The 21,319-nt window shown below is 65.2% G+C and carries 19 protein-coding genes; 15 read left to right on the top strand and 4 right to left on the bottom strand.

Annotated features, from left to right (window positions below):
* Positions 1-13: 13 nt before the first annotated feature.
* A complete protein-coding gene (locus tag BN2475_RS06955; RefSeq protein WP_094778809.1) occupies positions 14-1,156 on the bottom strand; it encodes a regulator in 1,143 nt (380 codons plus the stop codon).
* Positions 1,157-1,494: 338 nt separating this feature from the next.
* On the opposite strand from BN2475_RS06955, the gene BN2475_RS06950 reads away from it, so the two are divergent.
* From BN2475_RS06950 to ftsB, 9 genes are all read left to right on the top strand, one after another.
* Positions 1,495-2,748, top strand: a complete 1,254-nt coding sequence (locus tag BN2475_RS06950; RefSeq protein WP_094778808.1) for a lipoprotein-releasing ABC transporter permease subunit — start codon at positions 1,495-1,497, stop codon at positions 2,746-2,748.
* The gene (gene lolD, locus BN2475_RS06945) at positions 2,741-3,484 is read left to right on the top strand and encodes a lipoprotein-releasing ABC transporter ATP-binding protein LolD (RefSeq protein WP_094778807.1); all 744 of its coding nucleotides are present in this window, start codon (positions 2,741-2,743) and stop codon (positions 3,482-3,484) included. Before BN2475_RS06950 ends, lolD begins: the two co-directional genes overlap by 8 nt.
* 69 nt (positions 3,485-3,553) lie before the next feature.
* Positions 3,554-4,342 carry a TatD family hydrolase gene (locus BN2475_RS06940; protein ID WP_094778806.1) on the top strand — a complete coding sequence of 263 codons (789 nt, stop codon included), beginning with the start codon at positions 3,554-3,556 and terminating at the stop codon, positions 4,340-4,342.
* Positions 4,343-4,452: 110 nt separating this feature from the next.
* Positions 4,453-7,182, top strand: coding sequence for a DNA internalization-related competence protein ComEC/Rec2 (locus tag BN2475_RS06935; RefSeq protein ID WP_094778805.1), 2,730 nt, complete (start codon positions 4,453-4,455; stop codon positions 7,180-7,182).
* A 181-nt stretch (positions 7,183-7,363) separates the two neighbouring features.
* Positions 7,364-8,167 (top strand): alpha/beta fold hydrolase, encoded by an 804-nt coding sequence (locus BN2475_RS06930; protein WP_094778804.1) that lies wholly within the window; start codon positions 7,364-7,366, stop codon positions 8,165-8,167.
* Between the two features lie 354 nt (positions 8,168-8,521).
* Positions 8,522-10,195: a CTP synthase gene (locus BN2475_RS06925; RefSeq protein ID WP_094778803.1), complete on the top strand. Its 1,674-nt coding sequence runs from the start codon at positions 8,522-8,524 to the stop codon at positions 10,193-10,195.
* On the top strand, positions 10,192-11,046 hold the full coding sequence (gene kdsA, locus BN2475_RS06920; protein ID WP_094778802.1) for a 3-deoxy-8-phosphooctulonate synthase: 855 nt from the start codon (positions 10,192-10,194) through the stop codon (positions 11,044-11,046). The genes BN2475_RS06925 and kdsA overlap by 4 nt, the downstream gene beginning before the upstream one ends.
* Before the next feature lie 171 nt (positions 11,047-11,217).
* Positions 11,218-12,501, top strand: coding sequence for a phosphopyruvate hydratase (gene eno, locus BN2475_RS06915; protein WP_094778801.1), 1,284 nt, complete (start codon positions 11,218-11,220; stop codon positions 12,499-12,501).
* Positions 12,502-12,617: 116 nt separating this feature from the next.
* Positions 12,618-13,049, top strand: coding sequence for a cell division protein FtsB (gene ftsB, locus BN2475_RS06910; RefSeq protein ID WP_094778800.1), 432 nt, complete (start codon positions 12,618-12,620; stop codon positions 13,047-13,049).
* Between the two features lie 118 nt (positions 13,050-13,167).
* On the opposite strand, the gene BN2475_RS06905 is transcribed toward ftsB, so the two are convergent.
* The 3 genes from BN2475_RS06905 to BN2475_RS06895 all read right to left on the bottom strand — a co-directional run bounded on the left by BN2475_RS06905 (position 13,168) and on the right by BN2475_RS06895 (position 15,296).
* Positions 13,168-13,557 carry an NADPH-dependent FMN reductase family protein gene (locus BN2475_RS06905; protein WP_094778799.1) on the bottom strand — a complete coding sequence of 130 codons (390 nt, stop codon included), beginning with the start codon at positions 13,555-13,557 and terminating at the stop codon, positions 13,168-13,170.
* A 200-nt stretch (positions 13,558-13,757) separates the two neighbouring features.
* Positions 13,758-14,708: an Hsp33 family molecular chaperone HslO gene (gene hslO / locus BN2475_RS06900; RefSeq protein ID WP_094778798.1), complete on the bottom strand. Its 951-nt coding sequence runs from the start codon at positions 14,706-14,708 to the stop codon at positions 13,758-13,760.
* Between the two features lie 63 nt (positions 14,709-14,771).
* Complete coding sequence (locus BN2475_RS06895; RefSeq protein ID WP_094778797.1) at positions 14,772-15,296, bottom strand: gamma carbonic anhydrase family protein; 525 nt, start codon at positions 15,294-15,296, stop codon at positions 14,772-14,774.
* Positions 15,297-15,684: 388 nt separating this feature from the next.
* Between BN2475_RS06895 and BN2475_RS06890 the strand changes: the two genes are divergently transcribed.
* The 6 genes from BN2475_RS06890 to BN2475_RS06865 all read left to right on the top strand — a co-directional run bounded on the left by BN2475_RS06890 (position 15,685) and on the right by BN2475_RS06865 (position 21,309).
* Positions 15,685-16,587 (top strand): ferritin-like domain-containing protein, encoded by a 903-nt coding sequence (locus BN2475_RS06890; protein WP_094778796.1) that lies wholly within the window; start codon positions 15,685-15,687, stop codon positions 16,585-16,587.
* An 84-nt stretch (positions 16,588-16,671) separates the two neighbouring features.
* Positions 16,672-17,556 (top strand): alpha/beta fold hydrolase, encoded by an 885-nt coding sequence (locus BN2475_RS06885; RefSeq protein ID WP_094778795.1) that lies wholly within the window; start codon positions 16,672-16,674, stop codon positions 17,554-17,556.
* Between the two features lie 222 nt (positions 17,557-17,778).
* Entirely contained in the window at positions 17,779-18,609 is an 831-nt protein-coding gene (locus tag BN2475_RS06880; protein ID WP_094778794.1) for a 3',5'-nucleoside bisphosphate phosphatase, read from the top strand.
* Positions 18,610-18,754: 145 nt separating this feature from the next.
* Positions 18,755-19,390, top strand: a complete 636-nt coding sequence (locus BN2475_RS06875; RefSeq protein ID WP_094778793.1) for an L-threonylcarbamoyladenylate synthase — start codon at positions 18,755-18,757, stop codon at positions 19,388-19,390.
* A gap of 47 nt (positions 19,391-19,437) precedes the next feature.
* Positions 19,438-20,100, top strand: coding sequence for a site-2 protease family protein (locus tag BN2475_RS06870; RefSeq protein WP_094778792.1), 663 nt, complete (start codon positions 19,438-19,440; stop codon positions 20,098-20,100).
* A 6-nt stretch (positions 20,101-20,106) separates the two neighbouring features.
* Entirely contained in the window at positions 20,107-21,309 is a 1,203-nt protein-coding gene (locus BN2475_RS06865; RefSeq protein WP_094778791.1) for a tryptophan--tRNA ligase, read from the top strand.
* The last annotated feature ends 10 nt before the right edge of the window (positions 21,310-21,319 follow it).

Raw genomic sequence — 21,319 nt, 5'->3', positions numbered from 1 at the left:
ATCATTCGATAAGTCATTCGATGAAGAGCGACGCCAGCATGCGCCGCCGCCAGAATTTGCGCAGATCGCCGCGCGTGATCGTGAGCGTCACCGAGCCGGTATCGCCGCACAAGGTCAGGCCAAGTTCGCCGAGCTGGCCAGATTGCAGCGCCGCGAGCGCGGGTTCGAACCAGTCCGTTTGCACGGCGGCAAACGCGTGGTTCCAGCGCGCCCAGTCCTGTTCGATGTAGGGCGCTGAGAACGGATCGAGTTCGACCAGCGTGCCGCGTGCCGTGCCGCCTGAATGCCCGCGCGAGGCCTCGCCCGGCTTCGCGTGGGCCGCGCCGGTCAGCGGGACCAGCGCGCCAAACGAAGCGGGCGGCGCGCCGGTCTCGACCCCGGCGGTGAGCGCGAGGCCGCGCGTCGCGGTGGCGTCGGAGAAGACCCGCGCGAACGGACTGCGCACGGGCTGCGCCGCGCCTTGCGCATGAAACCAGATCGAGTTGACGGCTGGCAGACCACGCGCTTCGCGCGCCTCATTGATCGGGTGCTCGAACCACGCCATCTGCACTTCGTTCTGCAGCTTCATCCAGGCGCGCGAACGTTCACCCGAATGCGCTTCGTGCGGCAGCCAGATTTCAATGTTGCGGCCGCTCGCACGCAATGGCGACGCGCCCGCCAAGGTGCCGAATCCGTCGCCCGACAGATACCAGCGCGAGGGGTTTGGCGCCTCGATGCGTACGCCGAGTTCCTCGATCAACGGCCGGGCGACCGCGAGCAGCGCGTGCGCTTCGTCGTCGGAGAGCTCGAGCGAGGCGGGATCGATCAGCACCAGGTGATCGTGCGCGATGCGCACATGCACCGGTTGCACGCAGGCCCACGTTGCGCTGCCGGGTTCGCCGCCGTCGGCGCGCAGCATGTACGGCGCGAGCGGTGCTTCGTCGGCGGCGGCCGCGGTGCCCGCCAGCGCGCCGAACTGCCGGGCTACCCAGCGCTCGTGCGGCAGCGTGCGCTGAAAGTCTTCGCCGACCACCCGTTCGACCAGCGTCGCGCGCGCGATCAGCCGGTCGAGGGCTGGACTCCGGATGTCGTGGAGGGCGGTGGAGGCGTCCGCTGCGGCGGGCAGCGCGAAGGGCAGCAGAAGATGGAGACGGTCGGCGAGCATGATGCTGCGCATTGTAGGGCAAAGAGTGCGAGTATTCCGACCAGATTCCGGCCGGCCTGAGCGCGGCAGTCGAATGCGAGCCTGGCAGCGCGGGCCATGTGTGGTTTGCGCGAGCCGGTGGGATTGTATGGCAAACTTCGCGCTTGGTCGGTGGTGATTGTGGTGGTGACAGCGGTGGCGATAGCGGTGGCGCTTTCGGCGCGCGTGCGACGGCCCGGCACGGCGCGAGCCTTGCTGCGACACGCGTGCGGCGCCTGCACCTGCGGCGTCGCCACGGCACCGGGATCACGGCGGGCGCTCGACGTCTTTCGTGCACAGCACCCAGCCGAACAACGCAGAAAAGGATTCGCTTGAAATTTCCCTACGAATGGCAGATTGGCTGGCGCTACACACGCGCCGGCAAACGCACGACCGGCAACGGCTTCATTTCGTTCATCGCGCTGGTGTCGATGTCGGGCATCGCGCTCGGTGTCGCGGCGCTGATCGTCGTGTTGTCCGTGATGAACGGTTTTCAGAAAGAGGTGCGCGACCGGATGCTGTCGGTGCTCGCGCACGTCGAAATCTTTTCGCCGACCGGTTCGATGCCGAACTGGCAACTGACTGCCCAGGAAGCGCGCCAGAACAAACAGGTGATCGGCGCAGCGCCGTATGTCGAGGCGCAGGCGTTGCTCACGCGCCAGGACGCCGTGAGCGGCGTCGCGCTGCGCGGCATCGAGCCGTCGCTCGAACCGGAAGTCTCCGACATCGGCAAGGAAATGAAGGGCGGCAAGCTGACCGACCTCGTGCCGGGCGACTTCGGCATCGTGCTCGGCGCGGACCTCGCCGCCACCCTCGGCGTGCAGGTCAGCGACAAGATCACGCTGGTCGCGCCCGAAGGCACGATCACGCCGGCCGGCATGCTGCCGCGCCTGAAGCAGTTCACGGTGGTGGGCATCTTCGAGTCGGGCCATTACGAATACGACAGCACGCTCGCGCTCGTCAACATCAAGGACGCGCAAGCGCTGTTCAGGCTGCCCGCGCCGACCGGTGTGCGGCTGCGCCTGACTGACATGCAGCGCGCGCCGGAAATCGCGCATCAGCTTGCGCGCACGCTGTCCGGCGATCTGTATATCCGCGACTGGACGCAGCAGAACAAGACCTGGTTCTCGGCCGTGCAGATCGAAAAACGCATGATGTTCATCATCCTCACGCTGATCATCGCGGTGGCCGCGTTCAACCTGGTCTCGTCGCTGGTGATGACGGTGACCAACAAGCAGGCCGACATTGCAATCCTGCGCACGCTCGGTGCGCAGCCCGGCTCGATCATGAAGATCTTCGTCGTGCAGGGCGTGACGATCGGCTTTATCGGCACCGCGACCGGCGTCGCGCTCGGTTGTCTGATCGCATGGAGCATTCCGTGGCTCGTGCCGATGATCGAGCATCTGCTCGGCGTGCAGTTCCTGCCGCCGTCGGTGTACTTCATCAATGAACTGCCGTCCGAACTGATCCCGGCCGACGTCGCGCGCATCGGCATCATCGCGTTCCTGATGTCGGCAGTGGCGACCCTTTACCCGAGCTGGCGTGGCGCGAAAGTCCGTCCCGCGGAGGCGCTGCGCTATGAATGACCGTTCCGCTGAACTATCGATGGCCACTCAGGACACGGCGCCCTATCCGTACGTGCTGGAAGCAACCGGCATCTCCAAGTCGTTCGTGCAGGGCGGCCTGAACGTGCAGGTGCTCAACAACACGCAATTGAACGTGCGGCGCGGCGAGAAACTGGCGATCGTCGGTGCGTCGGGCTCGGGCAAGAGCACGCTGTTGCACGTGCTCGGCGGTCTCGACGAGCCGGGTGCCGGTCATGTTTCGGTGATGGGCAAGCCGTTCACGAAGCTCTCCGAGCGCGAACGCAATGACTTGCGCAATCGCGCGCTCGGGTTCGTCTATCAGTTCCACCATCTGCTGCCGGAGTTCTCCGCGCTCGACAACGTTGCGATGCCGCTGCGGATTCGCCGCATGACGACCGAAGCCGCGCGCCGCGAGGCGCTCGAGGTGCTGGAGCGGGTCGGCATGGGGCATCGCGCCAAACACCGGCCGGGCGAGCTGTCGGGCGGCGAGCGTCAGCGCGTCGCGATCGCCCGGGCGCTGGTGACCAAACCCGCGTGCGTGCTGGCCGACGAGCCGACCGGCAATCTCGACGGCGGCACGGCCGACACGGTGTTCAACCTGATGCTCGAACTGTCGCGCACACTCGAAACGAGTTTCGTGATCGTCACGCACGATCCCGATCTGGCCGCTCGCTGCGACCGCATCATGCGGCTGCGCGACGGCGTGCTGCACGAAGAGCCGCCGGTGCCGGTCTGACGGCGCTCCGGCGCGACGCACGCGGCATCGTCTGCTTCGTCCGCTTCGTCCGCTTCGCGAGGGTAGCTCATGTGGATCGATACGCACTGTCATCTCGATGCTTCGGAATTCGACGCCGACCGCGATGCGGTCGCGGCGGCGGCACGCCGTGCGGGCGTGGCGCGCATCGTGATTCCGGCGATCGGCCGCCAGAACTTTGCGGCGGTGCGTGAGCTGGCGCACCGGATCGACGGCGGCGCGTATGCGCTCGGTATTCATCCGCTCTTCACGCCAGGCGCCGACGAGCACGATCTCGAACTGCTGCGCATGGAGATCGAGGCGAGTCTTGATGACGTGCGGTTCGTCGGCATTGGCGAGATCGGGCTCGACTATTTCGTCGAAGGCCTCGACGATGCGCGCCAGCAGTTCTTCTACGACGGTCAACTGCAACTGGCGCGCGAATTCGACCTGCCGGTGATCTGCCACGTACGCAAATCGCAGGATCAGGTGCTCAAAGGACTGCGGCGGCAGCAGATCCATCGCGGTATCGCGCACGCGTTCAACGGCAGTTTCCAGCAGGCGCAGGCCTATATCGATCAGGGCATGCATCTCGGTTTCGGCGGCAATCTGACGTTCGAGCGGGCCAGGCAAATTCGCCGCCTTGCCGGGCAGTTGCCGTTCGACGCTCTGGTGGTTGAAACCGACGCGCCGGACATCCCGCCGGCGTGGATTTACCGGCAGCGCAACACGCCCGGGCAGATCCCGGGTATCGGCGCGGGCCTCGCGCAATTGCGCGGCATGGCCGCCGATGAAGCCGCCCTAGGCACAACGGCTAACGCGCACGCCGCGCTGCCGCGACTCGCGCTTTCCTCTGCATAATCGAACTCGTCGATGAGTGGTTCGCGCCGGGCGATATCCACGCCCGGCGGGCTCGCTGACGTCTGCCTGGCGCGCGCCATGTCGCGCGGCGTTTGCTGGGCGGAGGGCGAATGCGGGCAGCGTGGTGCGGGTTTGCGTTGGGTGTCATCTGGTTGCAGCAGCAGGCTGCGTTGCCGGCATGGCGCGGCTGGTGCGCCCTGGTGGTGCTCGGCTGCGCGGCGTGCGGGCTCGCGCTGTGGGGCTTGCGCGGCGATGCGGCGGTGCTTGCGGGCAAGCTTGGGGCGGGTGCGTATCCGGCCGTGCGCCGCGGGTGCCGCATGTGCCGCGGGTGCCGCATGTGCCGCGTCTGCCACGTGGGCCACGTGTGCGTAGGCGCGCGGCTGCGCGGATTGGCCGGCTGGGCCGCCGTGTGGTGCGCGGCGTTATGCGTGGGCTTCGGGTATGCCGCCGTGCGTGCGGAAATGCGGCTCGCAGCGAGCTTGCCGAAAGCATGGGAAGGCCGCGATATCGCTCTGATCGGCAGCATCCGGGGCTTACCGTCGCGCGATGCAAAGGGCGCCCGCTTTCTGTTCGAAGTCGAAGCGGTCGAAGCGGTCGAAGCGGGCCAAGCGAGCCAAGCGGGCCAAGCGGTCGAAGCGGTCGAGGCGAGCCAAGCGGGCCAAGCGCTGCTCGCCGCCTTTCCGCGCGTGGTGCAACTGTCGTGGATCGCCGACGACGCCCCCGCGCCACTGCTCGAACCGGGCGAGCGCTGGCGGCTGACCGTGCGGCTCACGCGGCCGCACGGCAACGCAAACTTCGGGGTGCGCGATGCCGAAGCGAATCTGCTCGCGCGCAACGTGCGGGCGACCGGCTATGTGAGTGTGCCCGAACACGCCGTGCGTTTGCCGGGACGCGTGCGCGGCCTGAGTGTGACGGTGGACCGCTGGCGCGCGGCGCTGCATGCGCGGATCGACACGGTGCTGGCGGACGCGCCGCATCGCGGAATCGTCGTGGCGCTGGCGGTCGGCGCGCAGGACGAAGTCAGCGCCGCCGACTGGCTGCTGATGCGCGGCACCGGCACGAGCCATCTGGTGGCGATTTCGGGATTGCACATCGGTTTCGTCGCGGGTCTGGCCGGCTGGCTGGCTGGTGCGCTGTGGCGGCGCTCCGGGTTGATCGGCCGCAACTGGCCGTTGCGGCTGCCCGCGCAGATCGTCGCGGTGACGGGCGGCTCGCTGTGTGCCGCGCTGCACGCGGCGCTTGCCGGTTTCAACGTGCCGGCGCAGCGCGCGCTGTGGATGGCGGGGATGACCGCGCTGGCGTTTGTCGGTGGCCGCAGTCTCGCGCGCTCGACAGTGTTGGCGTGGGCGTTGGGGCTGGTGCTGCTGATCGATCCGTGGGCGGTGGTGTCGGCGGGATTCTGGCTGTCGTTCTGCGCGGTGGCGGCGATCCTGTTCGCCATGTCGGGCCGGCCGCGCGTGCGGCATCGCCGGCAACCCCACGATGACGACGCCGACATGGATGGCGAGGCGCACCGCACGTTGGCGGGCCTGCGTGCCGGCCTGCATCGGCGCCTGCGCGCACTCGGCGAACGGCTGCGTAGCGCCGCTCACGTACAGATCGCAGTGACGGTCGCGCTCGCGCCGTTGAGCGTCTACTGGTTCGCGCAGATTCCGCTGATCGGCCCGCTCGCGAATGCGTTCGCGATTCCGTGGGTGAGCCTGCTGGTGACGCCGTCGGTATTTGCCGGCGTGCTGTTGCCGGTGCCCTTCGATGCGTGGGCATGGCGTGCCGCACATGCGTTGCTCGAACTGCTGGCGGCCGGTTTGCATGCGTTATGCGCGCCCGCCTGGGCGCTCTGGTGGTTGCCGCAACCGGATGCGTGGGCGCTGGCCGCGGCGGCGTTGGGCGTGGTCTGGTTTCTTGCGCCGCGCGGCTGGCCGTTGCGCTGGGCCGCCCCGCTCACGTGGTTGCCGCTTCTGGCGCCGGCGCCGCCCGGGCCCCTGCCGGGCGGCTTTCGTCTGACTGCGCTGGACGTCGGTCAGGGCACCTCGGTGTTGATCGAAACGGCGCATCACGCGTTGCTGTTCGATGCCGGACCCGGTCCGGAATCGACCCACGCGGGCGAGCGGGTGGTCGTGCCATTCTTGCAGGCGCATGGCGTGACGGCGCTCGATACGCTGGTCATCAGTCACGCCGATTCCGATCACTCGGGCGGTGCGCCCGCCGTCCTCGACGCGATCGAGGTTCATCAGATGGTGGCTGCGTTGGCGCCAGACGACGCATTGTGGGCGGGCGCGAAGCAGCATGGCGCGGCTACACTGCCGTGCGCGGCAGGGCAGCGCTGGCAGTGGGACGGCGTCGACTTCGAGGTGCTGTGGCCGGATGCCGGGCCGCTGCAAGGCAAATCGAATGCGCATTGCTGTGTGCTGCGGGTTGGCAGCCTGCCGGGCAACGCGCAGCAGCCGGCAACATCCGTTCGAACTGAACGGCCAGCCATCGTGGCCTTGCTGACGGCGGACCTCGAGGCGCCGGCCGAACGCGTGCTGCTCGCCCGCGCTCGCGGCCTGTTGCGCGCACAGGTGCTGGTCGTGCCGCATCACGGCAGCAAGACCTCGTCGACCGAGCCGTTCCTCGACGCTGTCGACCCGGCCATCGCGCTATTTCAGGTAGGCTATCGAAACCGGTTTCATCATCCGAACGCAGCGGTGTTCGAGCGCTACGAGGCGCGTCATATCGAGCTTGGGCGCAGCGACACCGATGGCGCAGTGCGGGTCGAGGCGAGTCCGGCCAAGGCTGGCGCGACGCTCACGCTCGAACGCTATCGCGATACCGGGCACCGCTACTGGATGGATCGCTGATCGGCCGAACCACGCGGGGCTGGTCGATGAACCGCCGGCCTCGCGGGTTGAACAGTGGATAGAACAAACTCGCCGCTGGCCCAAGGTTGCCGCAAGGGAACCTGCATGAAACGTTCGCGAGGCGCTCACGAAAGACGCACATGAAGACCCGCCCACAAAAACAGAACGGAGATAGCCGCAGTTGAAAAACATCATTCACTTCTCGCACGCGAACGGCTTCCCGGCGTCGACCTACCGGACGATCTTCGCCGAGCTCGCCGACGATTACGAACTGCGCTCCATCGAACGCATCGGTCACGACGCGCGCTTCCCGGTGACGCAGGACTGGCCGCATCTGGTCGAGCAACTGCTCGACGACATCGGCCGCGCGTACGAGCAACCGGTCTGGCTGGTGGGGCATTCGCTCGGCGGCTATCTGTCGCTGATGGCCGCACTGAAAAAGCCGCAGTGGGTGAGGGGCGTGGTGATGCTCGATTCGCCGGTGATCGCCGGCTGGCGCAGCAGCATGCTGCGCGTGTCGCAGTGGACCGGGCTCGACGAGCGGCTCTCGCCGGCGGCCGCCACGCGCACGCGCCGCACTCACTGGGCGAGCCGCGACGAAGCGTGGCGCCACTTTCATTCGAAGCCGGCGTTCGCGCGCTGGGACGAGCGCATGCTGTCCGACTACATCGACTTCGGCATTCCGCAGACTGCGCCCGATGGCGCTCGCTCGCTGGCCTTCGATCGCCGCACCGAATACCAGATCTACAGGACCTTGCCGCACACGCTCGGCGCGCGGCTCGCACGTGGCGCGCCAGTACCGGTCGGGTTCATTGGCGGCACGCACTCGAAGGAAATCCGCCAGGTCGGTCTCGATGCGACCCGCCGCGCAACGGGTGGCCGCCTCGAATGGATCGAAGGCAGCCACCTGTATCCGATGGAAAAGCCACTCGAGACCGCGCGCGCGGTGCAGCGGATGCTGCGCGAACTGGAGCGGCGCGCGTAACGTGGTGCGGCGGCGCGGCGGCGGCCATTGAAGGGTATCGACGCGCATTGATAAGTATTGACGCAGAAGTATTGACGCAGCGGGACAGGGCGGGCACGTGGTCCGGAGCGATGCAAGCCGCGGTCGTGCGTCATGCGTCGAACGGCAACGAGGCGTTCGCCACCGCGCGGACCCACCATCCGCGTCGCGCTAAATGCCGCATGAGTGCCGCATGAGTGCCGCATGAGTGCTGCATGAACGGCACGTGGCGAGCGCCACCGCAGTGGCATGCGCAGGTGCAGATGTCGCTCGGATTTTTGCTGGGTCGGGACCCTGCTTTACGGTATAATCCGTTTTTCCCGCGAGCATCCAGCGATGACCAAATATGTTTTCGTCACCGGCGGCGTAGTATCTTCCCTCGGCAAGGGTATTGCCGCCGCTTCCCTCGCCGCGATCCTCGAATCGCGCGGTCTTAAAGTCACCCTCCTCAAGCTCGATCCGTACATCAATGTCGACCCCGGCACGATGAGCCCGTTTCAACACGGCGAAGTGTTCGTGACGGAAGACGGAGCGGAAACCGACCTCGACCTTGGCCACTATGAGCGCTTCATCAGCACGAAGATGCGCAAGGCCAACAACTTCACCACGGGCCAGATTTACGAATCGGTGATCCGCAAGGAACGCCGCGGCGATTATCTCGGCAAGACGGTGCAAGTCATCCCGCACATCACAAACGAAATCCAGGCGTTTATCGAGCGCGGCGCAGCGTCTGCGACGTGCGGCGAGCCGGATGTCGCGATCGTCGAAGTGGGTGGCACGGTGGGCGACATCGAATCGCTGCCGTTCCTCGAGGCCGCGCGTCAGATGAGCCTGCGCATGGGCCGCAACAGCGCGTGCTTCGTGCACCTCACGCTGGTGCCCTGGGTCGCCACCGCTGGCGAATTGAAGACCAAGCCCACCCAGCACAGCGTGCAGAAGCTGCGCGAGATCGGCATCTCGCCGCACGTGCTGTTGTGCCGTGCGGACCGCCCCATTCCGGACGACGAGCGCGCGAAGATCTCGATGTTCTCGAACGTGCCGGAAGACGCCGTGATCTCTGTGTGGGACGCGGACAGCATCTACAAGATTCCGCAGATGCTGCACGACCAGGGTCTGGACGCGATCATCTGCGAAGAGCTCAAGCTCACGCCGAAGGCCGCCGATCTGACAATGTGGTCCGACCTCGTCGAGAAGCTCGAGCATCCGAAGCACGAAGTGACGATCGGCATGGTCGGCAAGTACGTCGATCTGACCGAGTCGTACAAGTCGCTGATCGAAGCGCTGCGCCATGCGTCGATGCATACGTCGACCCGGGTCAACATCGAATACATCGATTCGGAAGAAGTCGAAACGCAAGGCGTCGAGAGCCTCAGGCATCTCGACGCGGTGCTCGTGCCGGGCGGCTTCGGCCGTCGCGGCACCGAAGGCAAGATCGCCGCAATCCGTTATGCGCGTGAAGCGAACGTGCCGTATCTCGGCATCTGCCTCGGCATGCAACTGGCCGTGATCGAATTCGCCCGCGACGTGGTGGGCCTGAAGGACGCGAACAGCACCGAGTTCGATCCGGATACCGAAAACCGCGTGGTCGCGCTGATCACCGAGTGGTACGACCGTGAAGGCCGCGTCGAGAAGCGCACCGAAGAATCGGATCTGGGCGGCACGATGCGCCTCGGTTCGCAGCGTTGCCCGATCAAGCCCGGCACGCTTGCCGAAGAGATCTACGGCAAGGACGTGAACGAACGCCATCGTCACCGCTATGAAGTCAATAACCGCTTCGTGCCGCAGCTCGAATCCGGCGGTCTCGTCATCAGCGCGCGTACCCCGAGTGAAGATCTGCCGGAAATGATGGAGTTGCCGCGCAGCATGCATCCGTGGTTCGTCGGCGTGCAGTTCCACCCGGAATTCACGTCCACGCCGCGTGATGGCCATCCGCTGTTCAAGTCGTTCGTCGAAGCGGCGCTCGCGCATCAGCAGGCGCGTGCTGTGAACGAAGTCGGGGAGAAAGCATGAAACTGTGCGATTTCGAAATCGGGCTCGACAAGCCGTTTTTCCTGATCGCAGGCACCTGTGTCGTCGAATCCGAACAGATGACGATCGACACCGCGGGCCGCCTGAAGGAAATTTGCGCGAAGCTGAATATTCCGTTCATCTACAAATCGTCGTACGACAAGGCCAATCGCAGCAGCGGCAAGTCGTTCCGCGGGCTGGGCATGGACGAAGGCTTGCGTATCCTGTCGGAAGTCAAGCGTCAGCTCGGTCTGCCGGTGCTGACCGACGTGCACGCCGAACACGAGATCGAGCAGGTCGCGTCGGTGGTCGACGTGCTGCAAACGCCGGCTTTCCTGTGCCGTCAAACCGATTTCATTCACGCTTGCGCGCGTTCGGGCAAACCGGTCAACATCAAGAAAGGCCAGTTTCTCGCACCGCACGACATGAAGAACGTGATCGACAAGGCACGTGACGCGGCGCGCGAAGCGGGGCTGTCGGAAGACCGCTTTATGGCGTGCGAGCGCGGTGTGTCGTTCGGCTATAACAACCTTGTGTCGGATATGCGCTCGCTCGCGATCATGCGCGAAACCCATGCGCCAGTCGTGTTCGACGCCACGCACTCGGTGCAGTTGCCGGGCGGGCAAGGCACGAGCTCCGGTGGCCAGCGCGAATTCGTGCCGGTGCTGGCGCGCGCCGCGGTCGCGGTGGGCGTGGCCGGCCTTTTCATGGAGACGCATCCGAATCCGGCGCAGGCCAAATCGGACGGCCCGAACGCCGTGCCGCTCAACCGCATGGCCGATCTGCTCGAGACGCTGGCGACGCTCGATCAGGCCGTCAAGCGCGCGCCGTTCCTCGAAAGCGATTTCAACTGATCCTGGCGTTCGGCGCATGTCATGAGTGTCATAATCGGCACGATCATCGGCACGCGGCGAATGCACGCAATGGTCGTCGAACGTATCGGCGCGCGAGTTGTCTGTCGGGGAGACCGGCATGCGCCTGGTACAGTGTCACAGTAGAGAATTCAACCATTTCTTGAGGAAACCATGAGTGCTATCGTAGATATCATCGGTCGAGAGATTCTCGATTCGCGAGGCAACCCCACTGTCGAATGCGACGTGCTGCTCGAGTCGGGCACGATGGGTCGCGCCGCGGTGCCGTCGGGTGCGTCGACGGGTTCGCGTGAAGCCATCGAACTGCGTGACGGCGAAGCCGGCCGCTACAGCGGCAAGGGCGTGCTGAAGGCCGTCGAGCACATCAACACTGAAATCTCCGAAGCGATCATGGGCCTCGACGCTTCCGAGCAGGCCTTCCTCGACAAGACCCTGCTGGAACTCGATGGCACCGACAACAAGTCGCGCCTCGGCGCGAATGCGATGCTGGCCGTGTCGATGGCGGTCGCGAAGGCGGCGGCTGAAGAAGCCGGCCTGCCGCTGTATCGCTACTTCGGCGGTTCGGGCGCAATGCAACTGCCGGTGCCGATGATGAACATCGTCAACGGCGGTGCGCACGCCAACAACAGCCTGGACATTCAGGAATTCATGATCGTGCCGGTGAGCCAGCCGACCTTCCGCGAAGCACTGCGCTGCGGCGCCGAAGTGTTCCACGCGCTGAAGAAGATCCTGTCGGATCGCGGCATGAGCACGGCGGTGGGCGACGAAGGCGGCTTCGCGCCGAACTTCGGCAGCAACGACGAATGCCTGTCGACCATCCTGCAAGCAATCGAAAAGGCTGGCTATCGCGCCGGTGAAGACGTGCTGCTCGCGCTCGACTGCGCAGCGAGCGAGTTCTACCACGACGGCAAGTACCAGTTGGCCGGCGAAGGTCTGCAACTGTCGTCGACGGAATTCGCGGACTACCTCGCGAACCTCGCCGACAAGTTCCCGATCGTGTCGATCGAAGACGGCATGCACGAAAGTGACTGGGAAGGCTGGAAGACGCTGACCGACAAGCTCGGCAAGAAGGTCCAGCTGGTGGGCGACGACCTGTTCGTCACCAACACGCGCATCCTGAAGGAAGGCATCGAGAAGGGCATCGCGAACTCGATCCTGATCAAGATCAACCAGATCGGCACGCTGACGGAAACCTTCGCGGCCATCGAAATGGCCAAGCGCGCCGGCTACACGGCCGTGATCTCGCACCGTTCGGGCGAAACCGAAGATTCGACCATCGCCGATATCGCGGTCGGCCTGAACGCCGGTCAGATCAAGACGGGTTCGCTGTCGCGTTCGGATCGTATCTCGAAGTACAACCAGCTGCTGCGCATCGAAGAAGACCTAGGTGATATCGCCAGCTACCCGGGCAAGTCGGCGTTCTATAATCTGCGCTAGATTTGTCAGTGGCCAGTTTGCTCGCACTGACCGATGAGCCGGTTGTCCTTCGTCTCTGATTGACCTCGCCGCCCTGCGTATAGCGCAGGGCGGCGCGTATTTATTGTGCTTACTTCATGCGGCTTGTCACTGCTGTCCTGATCGTTCTGCTGGCGCTGATCCAGTACCCGCTCTGGTGGGGCCATGGTGGCTGGTTGCGCGTGCACGAGTTGCAGCAGCAACTGGCGCAGCAGGTGCAAAAGAACGCCGATGCGAAGCTGCGCAACGAACGCATTCAGGGCGAGGTGCAGGACTTGCAGAACGGCACCGCTGCGGTCGAGGAGCGGGCGCGCTACGAAATGGGCATGGTCAAGGACGGCGAAGTGTTCGCGCAATTCGTCTCGCCGAACGCGCCGTTGCCGACGGCGAATACGCCGTCCACAACGACCTCGACGCGTGGTGAAGTGTCGGCCGCTCCGTTGCACGTCGTGCCGAATCCGGAGTCTCGTGCGAAGCCGGATCGCAAGCATGGCGGCAAGCCTGCGAAGGACAAAAAGAGCACGCATTGAGTTTGGCTGCCTGTGAGGGTGCGTGGCAACGAACGGCTCGGTACGCAAGACACAAAAAAGCGCGGTTCAGAAATGAACCGCGCTTTTTCTTTGGGCCGGTGATGGGTCTGCTATTGGCTTACCAGCCCCAGCGCGGCCCGAAGCCGACGCCAATACCCGTACCCCAACCACGCCCCCAACCACCGGTGGCATAGCCACCAAAGACACTGACGGGCGGTGAGTAGTAACGCGACCATGCCTGCGCGGCGCTCTCGGCGGCGATCGCCTGATCCTGCTCGAACAGCACCTGACGATCGATCGCGTCATAGCGTGCGAGCTCTTCGGGTGTAAGCAGAGGAGCAGTGCTGGCCGCGTCGGTTTGATCGGGCGGCAGGCGGCTGTAAATCGGCGACGGGCCCGGTGGCTCAGCGCATCCAGCCAGTGCCGCGCTGCCTGCGACGATAGTTAGGACTGCGGCCAGAACGGCGGCTGCGTGCGTATGACGCAGCAACGAAGCAGGGTAGTTCATGCTCGATCTCCATCGGTCGGACGCCTAAGCAAAACCTGCGCGGCGTGCGTCGCCAATGATTCAACACGTGACCCGCGATACTGCGGCGCCCGGGCCGAGACAAGGCGATGGGCGACGGGCGGCGCAGTCGCGGCTGCCGTGATGCGGGCAATGAACTCTGGCGAGGCGTGCATCGGGCTCGCATGGGCGAGCGCCGCGTTCTAGTGCCGCTGCTCGGCGGCTGGCGTCACGCCTTGTGAGAGTGCATGGGCGACAAAAAGTTGCGCCACGTCGACCGGATCGAATTCGTACCGTTGATTGCAGAATTCGCAATGGATCTCGACGTGACCGCGTTCTTCGATCACGCCGTCCACTTCGTTGCGGCCCAGCATCTTCAGCATCGCGCCGACTTTTTCGCGCGAGCAGGTGCATTCGAAGCGTGCGGTGGCCGGCTCGAAATGCTGGACGTTCTCCTGCCAGAACAGGCGGCGAAACACCGTTGCCGGTTCTTCCTTCAGCAACTCGTCCCGCGATAAAGTGCCGCCCAGCGTGCACACGCGCTCCCACGTATCCGTGTCCAGCTCGCCCGGATGCGGGACGATGCCGCCGTCGCCCGGCAACTTCTGCAGCAGCATGCCGACCGCGCGCTCGTTGTTCGCGGCGAGCCACAGGCGCGTGTCGAGCTGCTCCGAATGATGCATGTAGTGCTCGAGCACTTCGGCCATCGACCCGAGCGGGCCGTTAGCGCCCGACAGCGGCACGATGCTTTGATAGGGCTGCTGGCCAGGCTGCTTGTCGGTCGGGTCGAGTGTGATCACGCAGCGGCCATGACCGCTCGCATTCAACAGTTCGATCATCGAGGTCGAGTCGCCGATCGTATCGAGCGCGCCGATCGACAGCTTTGCGGTGGCGCGCATCGACAGATCGGAGCTGCACTGGACGACCAGCATCTTGACCGGCCCATCGCCGAAGATCTGCATGACGAGCGTGCCATCGAACTTGAGATTCGCCGAGAGCAGCGCACACGCGGCCATCATTTCGCCCAGAATCGTGCGCACGGGCGCGGGATAATCACGACGCGTCAGCACTTCCTGCCACGTATTGCGCAGCGAAACGATCTCGCCGCGCACCGGCGCCGCGCTGAACATGAATTTTTGCAACTGGTCGCTCACAACTTTTCCTCGGTGGAGTGACGCAGCCTGATGCTGCGTCGTGCGCGCCACGCGCGCCGGCTGTTAGCCGATGCGTACGAGCTGCGCCTTGAAATATTCGCGGCGCCCGGCATAGCTTGCCGTGCCGCGCTGCATGTTGGCGATATCCGTCTCGGTCAGTTCGCGCACCACCTTCGCGGGCGCGCCGAGAATCAGCGAATTGTCGGGAAACACCTTGCCTTCGGTGACGATGGCGCCCGCTCCGACCAGACAGTTGCGGCCGATCACCGCGCCATTCAAGACCACGGCCTGAATTCCGATCAGCGAGCCTTCCTTGATCGTGCAACCGTGCAGCATGACCTGATGGCCGACCGTCACGTTGGGCTCGATCGTCAGCGGGAAGCCGGGGTCGGTGTGCAGTACCGCGTTTTCCTGCACGTTGCTGCCGGCGCCGATGGTGATCGGCTCGTTGTCGCCGCGAATCGTCGCGCCGAACCAGACGCTCGCGTTTTCCTCGAGCGTCACGTTGCCGATGATGTTCGCCGAATCCGCGACGAACACGCTTTCATGGATGGTCGGGGCGGCTTCGCCAAGCTTGTAAATCGTCACAGTGTCTCCTCGTGATCGGTCGGGGCGCACGCTGGATGGGCGAACTTTCCGATCTGTGATGCCTCGCCGGGGTGTCCCGCATGGCCGGCGCAACCGGGCGCTGGATGGTCGAATCGAGTATTGTAAACGCTTGTGTGCCTGGGCCGCCTCGCGCGGCCGCAGGGGCGTGCGCTGCTTGCTCGTGTGAGCCGGCGCCCAGCTCGCGATGCGGTTGCCGGATCGCCGGGCCGGTCACTGCGAGGCTGTTCTTTCGGCGCTGGCTAGTCGCTGGCGACCAAGTTTTTCGCTGCTTCGCTTGCCGCTTCGTGTGTTGCCTCCTCGTTTGTTGTCCCACTTGTCGCCTCATTTGTTGTGCACATTTGCTACACCCCTTGCTGATCCATTTGCCATGACGTCCGCCGTTTCGTCCGCTTCGTCCGCTTCACCCGCGCCATCCGGCTCGAATCCCAAAGACCAGCCCGATTGCGCGCGGACCGCCGCGCTGGCCGCGTTGCGCGAAAGCGATCCCGCCACCAAGGCAGCCGCCGCCCGCGCGCTCTACGTCGCCGTGCTCGACGGCCGCGCCGCATGTCCCGCCGGCCTCCAACTCGACGAGCCGGCCGGTCTGCCGGGCCGTCCCGCGCGGCCCGAACTGGTCGAGCCGCGCCAGCTGGGGCGGCGCAGCATGCAAGCGCCGCAAGGCCGCGCAGTGTTGCTGCATGCGCTTGCGCACATCGAGTTCAACGCGATCAATCTGGCGCTCGACGCCGTCTGGCGTTTTGCCGGCATGCCCGCCGCGTTCTATACCGACTGGCTCAAGGTGGCCGCCGAAGAGGCCTACCACTTCTCGCTGCTGGTCGAACGCCTCGCGCAATACGGCCACGAGTACGGCGATTTCCCCGCGCACGACGGCCTGTGGGACATGTGCGAGCGCACCCGTGGCGATGTGCTGGCGCGCATGGCGCTGGTGCCGCGCACGCTCGAAGCGGGCGGCCTCGACGCGTCCCCGCCAATCCGCGCACGCCTGCAACAGGCGGGGGATCAGGCCTCCGCGGCGATTCTCGACGTGATTCTGCGCGATGAAATCGGCCATGTGCTGATCGGCAACCGCTGGTTCCGGTACCTATGCGACGGCAGCCGCCTCGACCCGCACGAAACCTACATGCGTCTCGCCGACCAGTATCACGCGCCGAAATTGCGGGGCCCGTTCAATTTCGAAGCGCGCCGCGACGCCGGCTTCGATGAAGCGGAACTCGCCGCGCTGGCGAAACTCGACGGTGAGCCGCCGCTGCGCCCGGCTGCGAACGACTGAGCCCAGCCTCGACAATCCGGGCCCACGCAACACGCTGCTATCTCGTTATAATCGAACGACCATTCTTTTTTTGGCGTGCCGTTCATGAATACTTCCCGGTCCGAATTCATTGCCGTGCGCGGCGTCCGTCTGCATGTGCGGCGTTGGGGCGATCCCGACGCGCCGTTACTGTTCATGCTGCACGGCTGGATGGACGTGGCGGCATCGTTCCAGTTTGTCGTCGAGGCGTTGGGCGGCGACTGGCAGGTGATCGCGCCGGACATGCGCGGCTTCGGTCTGTCGGACTGGCCGGTGGCCGAACACGGCGGCGGCCACTACTGGTTTCAGGACTATCTCGCCGATCTCGATGCGCTGCTCGACCACTATGCGCCGAGCGGCGAAGTGAATCTGGTCGGTCACAGCCTGGGCGCGAACCTCGTCTGCCTGTATGCGGGCGTGCGTCCGGAGCGGGTGCGGCGGGTGGTCGATCTGGAGGGCTTCGGCCTTGCGCCGTCGCACTCGGCGCAAGCGCCCAAACGCCTGCGCAACTGGCTCGACGAATTGCGCGATCCGCCGCAGCTGAAACGCTACGCGTCGCTCGACGATGTCGCCGCACGCCTGATCAGGACCAACCCGCGCCTCGATCCGCAGCGCGCGCAGTTTCTCGCGCAGCACTGGTCGAAGCCGGACGGCGAAGGGCGCTTCATGCTGCTCGCCGATCCGGCGCACAAGCTGCGAGGTCCGGCGCTGTACCGCCTCGACGAAGTGATGGCGGTCTGGCGCAAAGTGAGTGCGAGAGTGCTGCACGTCGAGGCCGCCAACTCGCCGACGCTCGCGCAGATCGCCGGCGAAATCCCGCTCGACGAATTCAAGGCGCGCTTTCAGGCGTTTCCGAACTGGCGCGAAAAGATCATCGACGAGGCGGGGCATATGGTGCATCACGACCAGCCGGAGCTGGTGGCGGCGCTGATCGAGGAATTTTGCGCCTGACTCGCGCATTGAGCCGCTCATTGATCTGCTGACCGAGGTGCCCACTGAGCAGCCCACTGAGCTGCTGACTGAGCTGCTGACTGAGCCGCTCATTGAGCTGCCCACTGAGCTGCCCACGGAGCCATTCAACTATCGGCATGGATGGAGCAGGCGGCGCGAGATAGCTCTGCGTCCACTTACTGCGTTGCAGTAAAATGGTTGCAGAACCTTTTCAAGACAACGATGAACGCCGATCTCCACTGCCATTCCACCGTTTCCGACGGCCGGTTCGCGCCGGCTGACGTCGCGCGCCGCGCGCATGCGGGAGGCGTGACGTTGTGGGCGCTCACCGATCACGACGAAGTCGGCGGCCAGCACGAAGCGCGCAGCACCGCCGAGGCGCTCGGCATGGGCTACCTGAGCGGCGTCGAAATTTCGGTGACGTGGGCGGCGCGCACTGTGCACATCGTTGGGCTCGGCATCGATCCGACCAGTTCGATCCTGATCGACGGTCTCACACGTACCCGCGACGGCCGCGCCGCCCGCGCCGAAGCGATGGGTGAACAGCTGGCTGCGCTCGGCATCCCGGGCGCGTATCAAGGCGCGCTCCAATACGTATCCAACCCGGACATGATTTCGCGCACGCATTTCGCGCGTTTCATGGTCGCGAACGGCTACGCCAGTTCCACGCAAGAGGTGTTCAACCGCTATCTCGGCGACGGCAAACCGGGCTATGTGGCGCATCGCTGGGCCAAACTGGCCGACGCTGTCGGCTGGATCCATGCCGCCGGCGGCGAGGCGATCATCGCGCATCCGGGCCGCTACGCGTACACGCCAGTCGAATTCGACGCGTTTTTCGCCGAATTCATCGATCTCGGCGGCAAGGCGATCGAAGTGGTCACCGGCAGCCACACGCCCGATCAATATCGCGAATACGCGGACGTCGCGCGCCGGTTCGGTTTCGAGGCGTCGCGCGGGTCCGACTTCCACGCCCCTGGCGAGGGCTGCGTCGAGCTCGGCTCGCTGCCGCAGCTGCCTTCCGACCTCAAGCCCGTCTGGGAACGCTGGCTGTGACCGCGCGCCGTGCCATGGCGGCACGTCAATCGCGCGGGCCGGCCAGCCGGATGCGGCGCGCGCCCGCGCCCGCTGTCCCGGCCGCCAGCCTTGCACAGTTCACTTGCCGTCCAGCCGCAGTTCCCTGTCGCCCCCGGTAGACTCCATGTCCCAATACTTCCGGCTTCATCCTGACAACCCGCAGCCGCGCCTCATCAAGCAGGCCGTGCAGATCATCAACGACGGCGGGGTCGTCGCGTTGCCAACGGATTCGAGCTACGCGCTCGCCTGCCATCTCGACGACAAGGACGCGGTCGAGCGTCTGCGGCGGATTCGCGGGCTCGACGACAAGCAGCTGCTGTCGCTGCTGGTGCGCGATCTATCGGAGCTGGCCAATTTCGCAATGGTGGACAATCGCCAGTACCGTTTGATCAAATCCGTGACGCCGGGCCCGTATGTATTCGTGCTGCAGGCCACCAAGGAAGTGCCGCGGCGTCTGTCGCACCCGTCGCGCAAAACGATCGGCTTGCGCGTGCCGGACCATGCGATCACGCTGGCGATTCTCGAGGAGCTCGGTCAGCCGCTGCTCGGCACGACGCTGATCATGCCGGGCGAAAGCGAGCCGCTCAACGAAGCGGAAGAAATCCGTGGGCGGCTGGAGAAGCAACTGGATCTGGTGATCGACGGTGGCGCGTGCGTGTGCGAGCCGTCCACCGTAGTCGATCTGACCGGCGTGCAACCGGTGCTGGTGCGGGCTGGGCGCGGGTCGCTCGCGCCGTTCGGTCTCGAAGAGACGGCATGAGCGAAAGCGGACAGATGCACGCAATCGCGTTGTTACAATAGAGAGTTATGGAATCTTCCCTGATACAGACCATCGCGGTGTACGCGTTGCCGGTCATTTTCGCGATCACGCTGCATGAAGCCGCGCATGGCTACGTCGCGCGCTGGCTCGGCGACAACACCGCTTACGTGCTCGGCCGCGTGTCGATCAATCCGATGCGCCACATCGATCCGCTTGGTACGATCGCGATTCCATTGCTGCTGTACTTCGCGACCAATGGCATGTTCATGTTCGGTTACGCGAAACCGGTGCCAGTGGCCTTCGGCAACCTGCGCAATCCCCGCTGGGGCAGCCTGTGGGTCGCGGTGGCGGGGCCCGCGTGCAATTTCGTGCAGGCGCTGATCTGGGGTGTGTTCGGCGTCGGGCTGGCGCTGCTCAATGTCGACGAACCGTTCTTCACGCGCATGGCCGGTGCGGGCGTCGGCGTCAACCTTGTGCTTGGTGTGCTGAACCTGTTTCCGTTGCCACCGCTCGATGGCGGCCGCGTCGTGATGGCGCTGCTGCCACCGCGGCAATCCATTGCACTGTCGCGGCTCGAACCTTATGGCTTTTTCATCGTGATGGCGCTGGTCATGACGGGCACGCTGACACGCTACTGGCTGAGCCCGCTCGTCACGCTCGGCTACAGTGCGATTACCGCAATCCTGACTCCACTTGTTTCGCTTTTCTAAATAACCATGTTCCCAGACCGTATCTTCTCCGGCATGCGGCCCACCGGGTCGCTGCACCTCGGCCACTATCACGGTGTGCTGAAAAACTGGGTGCGGCTGCAGTCCGAATACCCGTGCTTCTTCTGCGTGGTCGACTGGCACGCGCTGACGACGCACTACGAAACGCCCGAAGTGATCGAACAGAACGTGTGGGACGTGCTGATCGACTGGCTCGCGTCCGGCATCGATCCGGCGCAGGCGACGCTGTTCATCCAGAGCAGGGTGCCCGAGCATGCGGAGCTGGCGCTGCTGCTTGGCATGAGCACGCCGCTCGGCTGGCTCGAACGCGTGCCGACCTACAAGGAGCAGATGGAGAAGCTCAAGGACAAGGACCTGTCCACCTACGGCTTCCTCGGCTATCCGGTGCTGATGGCGGCGGACATCCTGCTGTATCGCGGCTCGCTCGTGCCGGTTGGTGAAGACCAGGTGCCGCACGTCGAAATGACGCGTGAAATCGCGCGCCGTTTCAACTACCTGTACGGCCGCGAACCGGGCTTCGAGGAGAAGGCCAATGAGGCCGCGAAGAAGCTAGGCGGCAAGCGCGCCAAGCTGTATCACGAGCTGCGCAACGCCTACCAGCAGGAAGGCGACGACGAAGCGCTCGAACGCGCGCGCGCGATGCTGCAGGAGTCGCAAAGCCTGTCGATGAACGATCGCGAGCGGCTGTTTGGCTACCTCGAAGGCTCGCGCAAGATCATTCTGGTCGAGCCGCAGGCGATGCTGACCGAAGCGTCGCGCATGCCGGGCCTCGACGGCCAGAAGATGTCGAAGTCGTACGGCAACACGATCGGGCTGCGCGAAGACGCGGAGACCATCACGAAGAAAGTCCGCACCATGCCGACCGATCCGGCCCGCGTGCGCCGCACCGATCCGGGCGATCCGGACAAGTGCCCGGTGTGGCAGCTGCACCAGGTCTACACGGACGAAGCCACCCACGAGTGGGTGCAGAAGGGCTGCCGCTCGGCAGGCATCGGTTGCCTGGAATGCAAGCAGCCGGTGATCGAAGGGATTCTGCGCGAGCAGCAGCCTATGCTCGAGCGCGCGCAGAAGTACATGGACGATCCGTCGCTGCTGCGCGCGATCGTCGCCGACGGTTGCGACAAGGCCCGCAAGTACGCCACGGAAACGATGCGCGAGGTCCGCGAGGCCATGGGCCTGTCGTACAACTGATCCGCCCGCC

The organism is Paraburkholderia ribeironis (assembly GCF_900019265.1).
In the GTDB taxonomy this organism is placed as follows: domain Bacteria; phylum Pseudomonadota; class Gammaproteobacteria; order Burkholderiales; family Burkholderiaceae; genus Paraburkholderia; species Paraburkholderia ribeironis.
The sequence above is the reverse complement of the archived record's forward strand: the minus strand, read 5'-3'. Positions and strand labels throughout refer to the sequence as shown.

What these genes read in the sequence shown, in the direction of transcription:
- ftsB (WP_094778800.1), top strand. Translation starts at nt 12,618, where the DNA reads ATGCGGCTTGTCACTGCTGTCCTGATCGTTCTGCTGGCGCTGATCCAG.
- BN2475_RS06880 (WP_094778794.1), top strand. Translation starts at nt 17,779, where the DNA reads ATGAACGCCGATCTCCACTGCCATTCCACCGTTTCCGACGGCCGGTTC.
- BN2475_RS06925 (WP_094778803.1), top strand. Translation starts at nt 8,522, where the DNA reads ATGACCAAATATGTTTTCGTCACCGGCGGCGTAGTATCTTCCCTCGGC.
- eno (WP_094778801.1), top strand. Translation starts at nt 11,218, where the DNA reads ATGAGTGCTATCGTAGATATCATCGGTCGAGAGATTCTCGATTCGCGA.
- BN2475_RS06875 (WP_094778793.1), top strand. Translation starts at nt 18,755, where the DNA reads ATGTCCCAATACTTCCGGCTTCATCCTGACAACCCGCAGCCGCGCCTC.
- BN2475_RS06935 (WP_094778805.1), top strand. Translation starts at nt 4,453, where the DNA reads ATGCGGGCAGCGTGGTGCGGGTTTGCGTTGGGTGTCATCTGGTTGCAG.
- BN2475_RS06955 (WP_094778809.1), bottom strand. Translation starts at nt 1,156, where the DNA reads ATGCGCAGCATCATGCTCGCCGACCGTCTCCATCTTCTGCTGCCCTTC.
- lolD (WP_094778807.1), top strand. Translation starts at nt 2,741, where the DNA reads ATGAATGACCGTTCCGCTGAACTATCGATGGCCACTCAGGACACGGCG.
- BN2475_RS06905 (WP_094778799.1), bottom strand. Translation starts at nt 13,557, where the DNA reads ATGAACTACCCTGCTTCGTTGCTGCGTCATACGCACGCAGCCGCCGTT.
- BN2475_RS06865 (WP_094778791.1), top strand. Translation starts at nt 20,107, where the DNA reads ATGTTCCCAGACCGTATCTTCTCCGGCATGCGGCCCACCGGGTCGCTG.
- BN2475_RS06890 (WP_094778796.1), top strand. Translation starts at nt 15,685, where the DNA reads ATGACGTCCGCCGTTTCGTCCGCTTCGTCCGCTTCACCCGCGCCATCC.
- kdsA (WP_094778802.1), top strand. Translation starts at nt 10,192, where the DNA reads ATGAAACTGTGCGATTTCGAAATCGGGCTCGACAAGCCGTTTTTCCTG.
- BN2475_RS06885 (WP_094778795.1), top strand. Translation starts at nt 16,672, where the DNA reads ATGAATACTTCCCGGTCCGAATTCATTGCCGTGCGCGGCGTCCGTCTG.
- BN2475_RS06940 (WP_094778806.1), top strand. Translation starts at nt 3,554, where the DNA reads ATGTGGATCGATACGCACTGTCATCTCGATGCTTCGGAATTCGACGCC.
- BN2475_RS06870 (WP_094778792.1), top strand. Translation starts at nt 19,438, where the DNA reads ATGGAATCTTCCCTGATACAGACCATCGCGGTGTACGCGTTGCCGGTC.